Source organism: Nonomuraea sp. NPDC049624 (assembly GCF_040675255.1).
Classification (GTDB): Bacteria; Actinomycetota; Actinomycetes; order Streptosporangiales; family Streptosporangiaceae; genus Nonomuraea.
In genome coordinates this window covers 270,875-281,632 of record NZ_JBFAOR010000011.1, presented here as the reverse complement: position 1 = coordinate 281,632, position 10,758 = coordinate 270,875, and the positions used below count along the sequence as shown (strand labels likewise).

The 10,758-nt window shown below is 72.6% G+C and carries 10 protein-coding genes; 1 reads left to right on the top strand and 9 read right to left on the bottom strand.

Annotation, left to right across the window (positions count from 1 at the left end; translation table 11 throughout):
- Positions 1-3: 3 nt before the first annotated feature.
- Positions 4-603 carry an NUDIX domain-containing protein gene (locus tag AB0J76_RS39570; RefSeq protein WP_352319294.1) on the top strand — a complete coding sequence of 200 codons (600 nt, stop codon included), beginning with the start codon at positions 4-6 and terminating at the stop codon, positions 601-603.
- 10 nt (positions 604-613) lie between these two features.
- Here AB0J76_RS39570 and AB0J76_RS39565 read toward each other — a convergent pair whose 3' ends face one another.
- From AB0J76_RS39565 to AB0J76_RS39525, 9 genes are all read right to left on the bottom strand, one after another.
- Positions 614-3,466, bottom strand: a complete 2,853-nt coding sequence (locus AB0J76_RS39565; RefSeq protein WP_352319292.1) for a CDP-glycerol glycerophosphotransferase family protein — start codon at positions 3,464-3,466, stop codon at positions 614-616.
- Between the two features lie 101 nt (positions 3,467-3,567).
- A complete protein-coding gene (locus tag AB0J76_RS39560; protein WP_352319290.1) occupies positions 3,568-3,882 on the bottom strand; it encodes an MGMT family protein in 315 nt (104 codons plus the stop codon).
- Entirely contained in the window at positions 3,870-4,229 is a 360-nt protein-coding gene (locus AB0J76_RS39555) for a hypothetical protein (protein WP_352319288.1), read from the bottom strand. The genes AB0J76_RS39560 and AB0J76_RS39555 overlap by 13 nt, the downstream gene beginning before the upstream one ends.
- Before the next feature lie 56 nt (positions 4,230-4,285).
- Positions 4,286-5,455, bottom strand: coding sequence for a S8 family serine peptidase (locus AB0J76_RS39550; RefSeq protein ID WP_352319287.1), 1,170 nt, complete (start codon positions 5,453-5,455; stop codon positions 4,286-4,288).
- Positions 5,431-6,231 carry a hypothetical protein gene (locus tag AB0J76_RS39545; protein ID WP_352319285.1) on the bottom strand — a complete coding sequence of 267 codons (801 nt, stop codon included), beginning with the start codon at positions 6,229-6,231 and terminating at the stop codon, positions 5,431-5,433. The genes AB0J76_RS39550 and AB0J76_RS39545 overlap by 25 nt, the downstream gene beginning before the upstream one ends.
- 158 nt (positions 6,232-6,389) lie before the next feature.
- The gene (locus AB0J76_RS39540; protein ID WP_352319283.1) at positions 6,390-7,619 is read right to left on the bottom strand and encodes a S8 family serine peptidase; all 1,230 of its coding nucleotides are present in this window, start codon (positions 7,617-7,619) and stop codon (positions 6,390-6,392) included.
- Positions 7,613-8,335 (bottom strand): hypothetical protein, encoded by a 723-nt coding sequence (locus AB0J76_RS39535; protein WP_352319281.1) that lies wholly within the window; start codon positions 8,333-8,335, stop codon positions 7,613-7,615. Before AB0J76_RS39535 ends, AB0J76_RS39540 begins: the two co-directional genes overlap by 7 nt.
- Positions 8,336-8,381: 46 nt before the next feature.
- Positions 8,382-9,563: an adenylyltransferase/sulfurtransferase MoeZ gene (moeZ, locus tag AB0J76_RS39530; RefSeq protein ID WP_352319280.1), complete on the bottom strand. Its 1,182-nt coding sequence runs from the start codon at positions 9,561-9,563 to the stop codon at positions 8,382-8,384.
- A 43-nt stretch (positions 9,564-9,606) separates the two neighbouring features.
- Entirely contained in the window at positions 9,607-10,512 is a 906-nt protein-coding gene (locus AB0J76_RS39525) for an alpha/beta hydrolase (protein WP_352319278.1), read from the bottom strand.
- Positions 10,513-10,758 lie beyond the last annotated feature (246 nt).

The window sequence follows — 10,758 nt, the reverse complement described above, 5'->3', positions numbered from 1 at the left end:
CACATGCGCTGGCAGGTCCACTCCGAGACGTCGCTCTACGCCGACCAGTGGCTGGACATCCGGATCGCGGATGTGGAGTTGCCCGACGGGCGGCACCTCGATCACCGGCTGGTCCGCACCGCGCCGGCCGCGGGCGCGGTCGTCACCGACGACGCAGACCGGGTGTTGCTGATCTGGCGCCACCGCTTCATCACCGACAGCTGGGGCTGGGAGGTCCCGCTCGGCCAGGTCGACGAGGGCGAGATGCCGATGGCCGCGGCCGCCCGCGAGGTCGAGGAGGAGACCGGCTGGCGTCCGGGGCCGCTGCGCCCGCTGCTGTCGGTCCAGCCCACCAACGGCTTCACCGACAGCCTCAACCACATCTACCGGGCCGACGCGGCCACCCACATCGGCCCGCCCAGCGACCCGTGGGAGGCCGAGCGCATCGAGTGGGTGCACCTGTCGAGCGTCCGGCGCCTGATCGAGGCCGGCGAGATCGTGTGCGCCACGACCCTGTCGGCGCTGCTCCTCCTGCTCGTCGAGCGCCTTCCGGCCGCGCCGCGCCCCCTCGGTCACGCGCCCGGCAAGCCCTTCATGCTGTCGGACCTGCCGATCGACCTGTGAGGCCGCGCCCTCAGGAGAACAGGTGGTCGACCACGCGGGCCGTCGCCTTGCCGTCGTCCTTGGGCGCGTACGTGGCCCGGAAGGCCTCGTAGCGGTCGGCGTACGCGGCGGCCACCTCGTCGATGGAGCGCAGCGCGTCGATCACCTCGGCCGACGTCGGCAGCACCGGGCCGGGCGCCTGCTCGGGCAGGTCGAGGTAGAGCCCCCGCTTGGAGGAGTACTTCGCCAGGTCGTAGCCGTAGAAGACGATGGGCCGGCCGGTGGCGGCGAAGTCGAACATGACCGAGGAGTAGTCGGTCACGAGGACGTCGGTGACCAGCAGCAGATCCGCCATGTCCGGATAAGTCGTGACGTCGTGGGCGATGTCGGGGACGGCGGGCATGGCCTGCATCGGATGGGCGCGTACCAGGATCTCGTGGTCGGCGCCCAGGGCCTCGCGGGCCTTGGCCAGGTCGAGCTTGACCATGGCGTTCTTGCGGTCGTAGTCGCGCCAGGTCGGGGCGTAGAGCACCACCCGCTTGCCCTCGGCCAGCCCGAGCCGCTCGCGGACCGCGGCGGCCCTGACCTCGCGCTCGGGCGAGTTGAGCACGTCGTTCCTGGGCAGGCCGCTCTCCAGGATCTCGCCCTTGTAGCCGAAGGCCCGGCGCAGCACCGTGGTGGCCCACGGCGACTGCGACAGCAGCAGGTCCCAGCCGCGCACCTCGGCCGCCTGCCGGTACCAGATCGGTGGACGGGGGTCGCGGGCCATGTGCGGCTGGTCGTTGCCGATGCGCTTGGCCGGGGTGCCGTGCCAGGTCTGCAGCACGACCTGGTCCTCGCGGGCGCGGAACCAGGCGGGCAGGAACGAGTTGGTGACGATGTGACTGGAGCGGGCCAGCGCGGCGTGGTGCTCGCGGCTGCCCGCCCGGACCGCCCGCGCGCCGCCCGGCGGCACGAAGGCGGCGTCCTTGACGATCCAGATGTGCTCGCGGTCGTCGCCCCTGCGCAGCCGCTCCTCGTAGATGGCGCGCACGCTGTCGGCGTAGAGCCGGCCGTCGTTGACGACGTAGACGGTCGCGCCGTGCAGCGGCTCGGTGCGCTGGGCCGGGTAGAAGACGCGGCGCAGCACGTGGGTGCCGGCCACGCCCCGCTCGTCGTTGGGACGCCCCTCCTCGACCGTGATCACCGGCACGTCGAACCGGGTGGAGATCATCCGGTACGCCCGGCCGTCGACCGTACGCGGATCCTCGTCGAGCCCCGGCAGGGCGGCGTGGTCCATCCGGAACGGCACGATCTCGCCCGACGGATGCCGGAAGGACATGTTCCAGGTGCCCGAGGCCAGCGGCACGGACTCGCCGAAGCGGTCCATGGACGAGGGCGTCACCCGGACGGAGAAGTCGTCGCCCGACCGCTCCATGGGCAGCGAGTACGACAGCCCGGACCGGTGGCGCAACGTCAGCACCCGGGGGCCGGGCGCGTCGGGGTAGTCGCCGCGCAGGACCAGCGTGGAGCCCTCCCAGACGGCGGAGGTGATCACCGGGCGGATGCGGTGGGCGGAGACCACGACGCGGTCGCGCCGGTCGCCGAGCACGGTGATCTCCCGGTCGCCCACCGGAGTGCGCGTCTCGACCAGGTCGGCGAGCATGACGGAGGCCGCCGGGTCGCCCTTGGGCTCGACCCACAGCCGCCGGCCGTCCTTCTCCTGGAGCAGCGCGGGCACGGCGAGCCCGATCGACACCTCGGTGCCGCCGCCGGACGGCGTGAAGTCGGCGGCGATGCGGTGGCCGCCCAGCCTGGCGTGGCCCTTGGTCACGCTGCGGCCGGGCAGGAAGATCTTGAGGTCGAGGCGTTCGTCCTGGACGGACACGCCGGTGAGCTCGGCCCTGTTGGGCTGGAGCACGACCTGCAACGCGCGGTCGGACGTCCAGACCGGACGCACCCACCAGCCGGGCTTCAGCTTGAGGCCGGCCGGACGCTCGGGCCGGCCGATGGCAGAGCCGCGCAGCAGGCCGGTCGCCCGCGCGCCACGGCTCCAGAAGACGATCTCGGCCCGCCAGGTCGTCGCGTCGGGCACCCCCGGACGGTGGCGCAACCGCCGCCGCACGGCGTGCACCATGCCGCGCACGGCCCCGCGCCAGCGCAGCGGCCACGGGCTCAGCTCGGCGGTGAAGCCGGACCAGTCGTAGTTGCAGCCGGGCTCGCGCGCGCCGTGGGTGGCCTCGGGGGCGAGCACCCGCTTGGTGCGCATGCGGATCGGCGGCAGCCAGCGCGGCCCGCGCAGCACCACGGTCGCCCAGTTGAACCTGCGGCTGCGCACCGACAGCCCGGCCAGGTAGGCGAAGCCGGTGACGCGCAGCCTGCCGTCGACCCACACGATGTCGTCGATGTGGGTCACCGGCACCATGTCGGCGCGGCGCAGCCGGTAGAGGCCGGGCGGCAGCTCGTCGCGGAAGGGCAGGTCGGCGTACCAGCTCAGGCCCTTGCGGATGCGCTTGGACGGCTCGGCCGCCGCGGTGACGACCTTGACCAGCGTCTCGCCGTCGACCAGCTCGTCGTCGGGACGGTGCTCGATCAGGTGGCAGATGACGCGGCGGGCGACGGGCAGGTCGCGCTTGACCTCCGCGGCCACGCCGGCCAGGTAGGGGCGGATCAGGGTGAGCAGCTCGCGGCGCCGGGCCGGGCCGCGCTTGACCGCGAGGTCGATGCGCGACCCCAGAGGCCCGCTGAGCACCTCGGTGTCGAACGCCGCGTCGCGGCCGCCGGGCCCGACGGCACGCATGACCGCCTCAAGAGGCTCGCCACGATCACAGAGATCCTGGACGACCTTGAGGCGGTCGGCGAGCGTGTCGCCGCTGTGGCGCTGGGCTGTGACGCCGGTGGCCATCGTGGAGGCACCGCCTTTCGGGCCTGTCAGTGTTCAGCCCATGGTAATGGGAGTCACATGTCACAGAATCGCCTCAACAGCGAAACCGCAGGTCAGGACCCTTACTGAAAATCGGCTGAACGCCCGTCCCAGCGCGCCCTGCTCATGTCCACCCGTTCGCCGCGCAGCGGGGTGCCCTCCTCGCGCCAGTGGGCCAGGCATCGTCGCAGGTGGTCGGGGGCGGCGCCGCTGCCGTCGGCGTGCACCACCCGCCACCACGGAACGCCGCCACCCCAGGTGGACATCACCTTGCCCACCTGGCGGGGGCCGCCCTCGCCCAGGTATTCGGCGATGTCGCCGTAGGCCATGACCTTGCCGGGCGGGATGCGTTCGACCAGGTCGAGCACCCGCTCGGCGAAGGGGTTCAGGGGGTCCATGCGGCCGGGCCCGCGTCGATGATCTCGTCGAACTTGCCGATCTCCATCACCGTGCCGCCGGACAGGACCTCGATCACGCCGTCGCGCAGCGCGTAGAGCTCGCCGTCCTCGCCCACCAGGCGGGCGCCGAGTGCGGCCGACAGCCGCAGGAGCTGGGCCACCTGCCAGTCGGAGCCGGGCTCGCCCACGACCTGGCCCTGCCAGCGCGCCACCGCGTGCCGGCCGCCGTCGTGGCCGGCCACGATCTCCTCAGATCCGCGCAGCTCGAAACCGGCCGGCGCGATGGCCTTCGCGAGCTCCGCGAAGGCGAGTGGCGACTCGCGCACCACCCGCAGCTCGTATCCCATGACGCGCGACCATAGCGGATCTTTACCGTCCACGCGGACGAAGTACGAGCGGTTCATCACTCCTTGCGCTGATTGAGAACGATGATCGCCCCGCAGAACGTCACCAGCGCGACCAGCACACCCCCTCCATACAGCCACAACCGCCACGGATCGGCCCCCGGACGGGTCGGCACCGGTGAGTCCTCGCCCCGGCCGAAGTGCTCCTTTCCGGGCGCGGTCACGCTGCGCCGCTGACCGGCCAGACGCTCGGCGGCGTTGAGCGCGGCCCCGGCGTCCACCACGCCGAACCCGGTGTTGTCGTCGTAGCCCGCGGCCGGACGGCCCCGCGCGCTGGAGGCCAGCGCCTGGGCCACCTGCTCGGGCGGCAGGCCGGGGAAGCGCGACTTGATCAGCGCGGCCACGCCGGCCACGAGCGCGGCGGCCGAGCTGGTGCCGTCGGACAGCTCGTACCCGCTGGGCCGCTTGACGACGGGCACCTGCACGCCGGGCGCGCCGACGAGGACCGACAGGTTGTCGCTGCTGAACGTGGCCTTCCTGCCCTGCTTGTCGGTCGCGCCGACGCCGATCACGCCCGAGTAGCCGGCCGGGAAACTCCAGAACGAGGTGCCCTTCTCCTTGGCGTAGGGCGTCTGGCCGTCGTTGCCGACGGCGGCCACCAGCACCACGCCCTTGCTCAGCGCGTACGACACCGCCTCCCGCTCGGACCTGACCGGCCCGTAGGAGCCGATCGACATGCTGACGACCTGGGCGCCGTGGTTGGCGGCGTAGCGCAGGGCGCGGGCCAGCGAGCTCTCGGGCGACTGGAGGTCCGTGGGCGGCAGCAGGTCGAAGGCCGGCTCGTCGTCGGTGGCCAGGGGCAGCGACAGGATGCGCGCCCCGGGCGCGACGCCGATCAGCCCGCCGCCCGCGCCGGAACCGGCGATCAGCGCGGCCATGGCGGTGCCGTGCCGCCCCGGGCTGACCTCGCGGGCCACCGTGCCCGAGCTCATGTCCGGACCTATCGTGACGCGGCCCTTCAGCTCCTTGATCCCGGTGTCCACCGCGCTGTCCACGACGGCGACCGTGACGCCCTCGCCCTTGGTCACGTTCCACGCCTGCTCGACGTTGAGCGCGTCCAGCACCCATTGCTGCTGGTCCCTGACCGGGGCGGCCGTGGGCCCGACGAGGACGAGCAACGTGGCCGCGAGCGCGCGTACGGCGGTCAGCACACGTTCCCCTGGGTGCACGGCGGGACCTTGGGCGGGTCCGCCAGGAAATAGGCGATCTGGTTGCCGACCGACTTGGCCGCCGGCCAGAGCTCGCTGTGCAGGATCTCCTCCGGGGGGATGGCGGCCCTGGTGCGCCCGTCGGCGTACCCGGCGGTGGAGAAGACGATGTACGGCCCGGCGCCCACCCAGCCGGTGCGCTGGCGCTGCTCGGCGCCGAAACGTTCGGTCACGGTGCCGGGGAAGGCCACGGGCAGCACGCCCACCCGGTCGTCCTGGCCCAGCTGCTCGCCCGCCGACACCCTGGACTCCTCGTCCTTCAGCACGGCCACGCCGACGGTGATGACGAACGTGGAGGTCTGGTCGACGTACGTGGCGCGCAGCAGCGTGACGCACCCGTGGCTGTCGAGGACCCCGGCGACGGAGGCGTCCACGCCCTTGCCGCACTCGGTCTCGGGGGCGATGCCGACCCGCCTGGCATACTGCTGGGCGCGGTCGAGGCCGAGGTACTTGACCTCCTCGGGGAAGACGCCCGTGGCCGGCCACGCCTGCCAGCGCCGGGCGATCTCCTCCTGCTTGTACTGGTTCTGCTCGGCCGGGGTCAGCGGGCGCGAGCGCGTCTCGTTGAGCAGCCCGATCGTGCCCAGCAGCACCACGAGGGCCGACACGGCCACGACCGCGCCGACCAGCACGACGAAGATGCGCCGAAAGCGCACGCCCTGCTGGAGGGCCGCCAGCTCGGCGCGTTCCCTGGCCGCGGTGCGCGTGCGGGAGTTCGCCGCCGGCCAGGCGCGCACGCGTGAGCGGCGGCCGGTCGACGCCCCGAGCGGGTTGCTGCGTCCCGATGTGGCCTCGCCGGCGCGCGGTAGCCCTGAGGTCGACCTACGTGCCTTCACCACCCTGGCCTCGTTCCCGCGTTCGGTCGGTGTCTATTTCGTCCCCGTTAGCAGGCGGATCATGCGTCGTGTGTGCCGTGGTCCCGTCGTACGCGTCTGACCAGGAGGAAGATGACCGCCAGCGAGGCCAGCGCCCCGCCGGCGGCGACGGCGGCGACGGCCGCGTAGATCGTCACGCGCCGGTGGTCCCTCGTGGTGACCCTGATGGGCCCGGCCGGGCCGCCCGCCAGGGGCCGGGCGGGGTCCTGGGCCTGCGGGCCGGTCGCGGTCTCGGTGTGGGTGGCCAGGCGGGCGGCCTCGGCCAGGGCCCTGCGGGCGTTGACGACGCCGAAGCCGGTGCCGGTGTCGTAGCCGCCGGGCGGGCGGTCGTCGGCGCTGTCGGCGAGCGCCTGGACGACCAAGGGCGGCGACATCCGCGGATATCTCGCCTTGATGAGGGCGGCGACCCCCGAGACGAGCGCGGTCGCCTGCGAGGTGCCCCGGCCGACCCAGTACTCGTCGCCCGGCCCCGCGCCCATGATGTCCACGCCCGGCGCGGCCACCAGCACCGAGGAGTTCCAGTTGGAGAACGTGGCCCGGCGCAGCCGCCGGTCGGTCGCCCCCACCGACACCACGCCGGGGAAGGACGCCGGGTAGGAGTAGGGCGCGAAGTCGCCGGCGGTCTTCCTGTCGCCGTCGTTGCCGGCCGCGGCCACCAGCACGACGCCCCTGGAGATGGCGTACCGGATGGCCGCCCGTTCCTCCCGGGTCGCGAGCTCCTTGGAGATCGACATGTTGACGACGTCCGCGCCCTGGTCGACCGCGTAGCGGATGCCTCTGGCCACGACGTCCTCGAAGCGCTCGGCCGAGTTGAAGGCGCCGAACCCCGGCTCCTCGTCCTCCAGGATGACCCGTACCGACAGGACGCCGGCCTCGGGCGCGACGCCGATGACGCCCTTCCTGCCGCCCGGCCCGTGGCCGTGCCCGGCGATCAGGGAGGCCATGTACGTGCCGTGCAGCCGCGGCGGCGCGACGCCCGGCGGGTTGGCGCCCGCGGTGAAGTCGCGGCCCACGGTCACCGAGCCGGCCAGGTCGCGGTGGGCCGGATCGACCCCGGAGTCGAGCACGGCCACCGTGACCCCCGAGCCCTTGGTGACGCGCCAGGCCGCGGGCAGGTCGAGCGTCTGGATCACGGCCCGCTGGCCGTGGCGCACGTCGTCGTCGGCGTGGGCGGGCAGGGCTGCCGGAAGAATGGCGAGAAGGACCGCGGGGGCGGCGGACAGCGCCTTCGCGGCGCGCCGGCTCAGCACCGCCATCCCTCGGCCGCGCAGTCGGGCATCCGGGGCGTGCTGAGGTCGAGCAGCACGCGTTCGGACAGCTCGGCGGCGAAGGCGAAGATCGCCGGACGGGACTCGCCGGACGTGGTCGCGGGCCGCCCGTCCACCTGGCCCGCCGTGGTCAGCACGACGTACGGCCCCGCCTGGCGCACCGAACCGGCCTGCCGCATGGAGGGGGTGAAGCGTTCGGCGACCGTGCCCGTGAAGCTCAGCGGCCGCAGCCCCGGCACGGGCTTGCCGTTGTCGGCGAACGCGCTCCTGGCCCGGACCGCGCGTGCCTCGTCGGGCAGCGCCACCACGCCCACGGTGACGAGCACGCCGCGCAGCGCGTCGATGTAGGTGGCCCGCAGCACGCCCCTGCATCCCGCCTCGCGCAACGTCCTGACCGCCTTCGCGTCGACGGACCCGGCGCCGCAGCCGGTGTGCGGCGAGATGCCGATGCGCTCGGCCCGCTCCTGCCCGCCCTGCTCGGCCGCGTACGGCAGAGCCGCGGGGAAGACGCGCCCGGCGGGCCACGCGCGCCAGCGTTCGGCGACCTCGCGCGTGGCGGCGGCGCGCAGCTCGGCCGCGCTCGGGCCGCGGGTCAGCTCGGTGCCCGCCGCGCTCCCGGCCACCCCGGCGGCCACCGCGCAGACCAGGGTCAGCGCGGAGGACACCACCAGGGTGGGCCAGGGGCGGGCGTGGTTCACGACACCGACCTTAAGCGCCTCGGCGGGACGTTCCCCGGAAAACGCCTCAGTAGCTGGGCAGGCTGGGGTCGACCGTCTTGACCCAGCTCAGCACCCCGCCGCCGACGTGCACCGCGTCGGCGAAGCCCGCGTTCTTGACGATCGCGAGGGCCTCGGCCGAGCGCGCGCCCGACTTGCAGTGGAGCACGATGCGCTTGTCCTGGGGCAGCTTCTCCAGGGCCGAGCCGTTGAGGAACTCGCCCTTGGGGATCAGCGTGGCGCCCGGGATGGAGACGATCTCGTACTCGTTGGGCTCGCGGACGTCGACCACGTAGATGTTGTCGCCCTTGTCCATCATGGACTTGAGCTCCTGCGCGGTGATCGTGGAGCCGCTGGCGGCCTGCGCGGCCTCGTCGGAGATCGCGCCGCAGAACGCCTCGTAGTCCTCCAGCAGCTCGGTGACCGTCGGGTTCTTGCCGCACAGCACGCACTCGGGGTCCTTGCGGACCTTGACGTCCCGGTACTTCATCTCCAGGGCGTCGTAAATCATCAGCCGGCCGACGAGCGGGTCGCCGATGCCCGTCAGCAGCTTGATGGCCTCGTTGACCTGGATCGAGCCGATCGACGCGCACAGCACGCCGAGCACGCCGCCCTCGGCGCACGACGGCACCATGCCGGGAGGCGGGGGCTCGGGGTAGAGGCAGCGGTAGCAGGGGCCGTGCTCGGCCCAGAACACGCTGGCCTGGCCGTCGAAGCGGTAGATCGAGCCCCAGACGTACGGCTTGCCGAGCAGCACCGCGGCGTCGTTCACCATGTAGCGGGTGGCGAAGTTGTCCGTGCCGTCGACGATGAGGTCGTAGCCGGAGAAGATCTCCATGACGTTCTCGGTGGTCAGGGCCGCGTTGTGGACGACGACCTCGACCAGGGGGTTGATCTCGCGGACCGACGCCGCGGCGCTCTCGGCCTTCAGCCTGCCCACGTCGGACTGGCCGTGGATGATCTGGCGCTGCAGGTTGGACTCATCGACGACGTCGAAGTCGATGATGCCGAGGGTGCCGACGCCCGCCGCGGCCAGGTACATCAGGGCGGGCGAGCCCAGGCCGCCGGCGCCCACGCACAGCACCTTGGCGTTCTTCAGCCGCTTCTGCCCGGCCATCCCGACATCGGGGATGATCAGGTGGCGCGAGTAGCGGCGCACTTCGTCTACGGTCAGCTCTGTGGCCGGCTCGACCAGCGGTGGCAACGACACGTTCTACGCTCCCGTTTCAGGGGGTCACATCTCTAGCTGAAACCTACTCGGCGAGTGGGGCATTCCCCAATCTCGTCTCACCGATCAGACGGCGTGCCTCCGCCGCCACCACGCGGGGCATCTCCATCATCGCCACGTGCCCCGCCGTCGGCAGCAGCACGAGCCTGACCTGCCGGAACGTACGGGCCGCCTTCGCCGCCATGGCCGGGCGCACCAGGCGGTCGTGCCGACCGTGGACGATGAGCGTCGGGGCCTCCACCTTGGCCGCCTGGCGCCACAGGTTGTCCTCGCCCCGCCGGAAGTACTCGGCCACGATGCCCCGCGCCGAGCCGATCATGGCCTCCCCCGCGTACGGGACGTCGTCGCGCCGGCGCTGCTCCTCCACGGCGTCGGCCAGGCGTACCGGGTGGACGGCGTTCATGTTCGCCCAGACCATGGCGAAGGAGGCGTTGATGCGCTGCTCGGCGGGGAGCAGGCGCAGCTTGTCGGCGAACCACTCGCCCACCCTCGGGACGGCGGCGGCGGCCACGCGGACCGGGCCGTACCGGGGAAGCAGGTCGGGCAGGGCGGGCGAGACGAGGGTGAGCGAGCGGACCAGGTCGGGCCTGGTCGCGGCGACGCGCACCGCCACCGCGCCGCCCAGCGAGTTGCCGAACAGGTGGGCCGGGCCGGTGTGCTCCATCAGCCCGATCACCGCCGCGGCGTGGCCGGCCACCGTGTAGTCGCCGTCCGGCGGCGCCGGGGAGAAGCCCGCGCCGGGCAGGTCGAGGGCGTGGCCGGTGACGGTGTCCTTGAGCTCGTCCATGAGGTCGGTCCAGTTGGTGGCCGAACCCGCCAGCCCGTGGACGAACACGGCCTGCTCGGCCGGGCCGCCGTCGGGGGTGGATCGCACGTGCACCGGGCCGATCATGCGTCCCGGCCAGTGAGGGACCGGCTCCACCGCTGTCATACGTCCTCCTTGTCGCTCTTCCACGATAACCAGCGCGCTCAGGCCGGGTCTGCATTCCGTACAGACGCCACCTTCGCCGACCTATCAGAGCAGCAGTGGACATACGGGGCACACAGGGGGTCGCACCGACGGGCAGACATGGGACAGGCCCGACATTTCCGCTCATAGATGTCTAATGGATCTCTTGGGGGCTTAAGTGTGCGGCAAAAGCTGTCTGTCCCCGTTTACCAGGTTCGATACGGGTAA

What these genes read in the sequence shown, in the direction of transcription:
- AB0J76_RS39570 (WP_352319294.1), top strand. Translation starts at nt 4, where the DNA reads ATGCGCTGGCAGGTCCACTCCGAGACGTCGCTCTACGCCGACCAGTGG.
- AB0J76_RS39565 (WP_352319292.1), bottom strand. Translation starts at nt 3,466, where the DNA reads ATGGCCACCGGCGTCACAGCCCAGCGCCACAGCGGCGACACGCTCGCC.
- AB0J76_RS39560 (WP_352319290.1), bottom strand. Translation starts at nt 3,882, where the DNA reads ATGGACCCCCTGAACCCCTTCGCCGAGCGGGTGCTCGACCTGGTCGAA.
- AB0J76_RS39555 (WP_352319288.1), bottom strand. Translation starts at nt 4,229, where the DNA reads ATGGGATACGAGCTGCGGGTGGTGCGCGAGTCGCCACTCGCCTTCGCG.
- AB0J76_RS39525 (WP_352319278.1), bottom strand. Translation starts at nt 10,512, where the DNA reads ATGACAGCGGTGGAGCCGGTCCCTCACTGGCCGGGACGCATGATCGGC.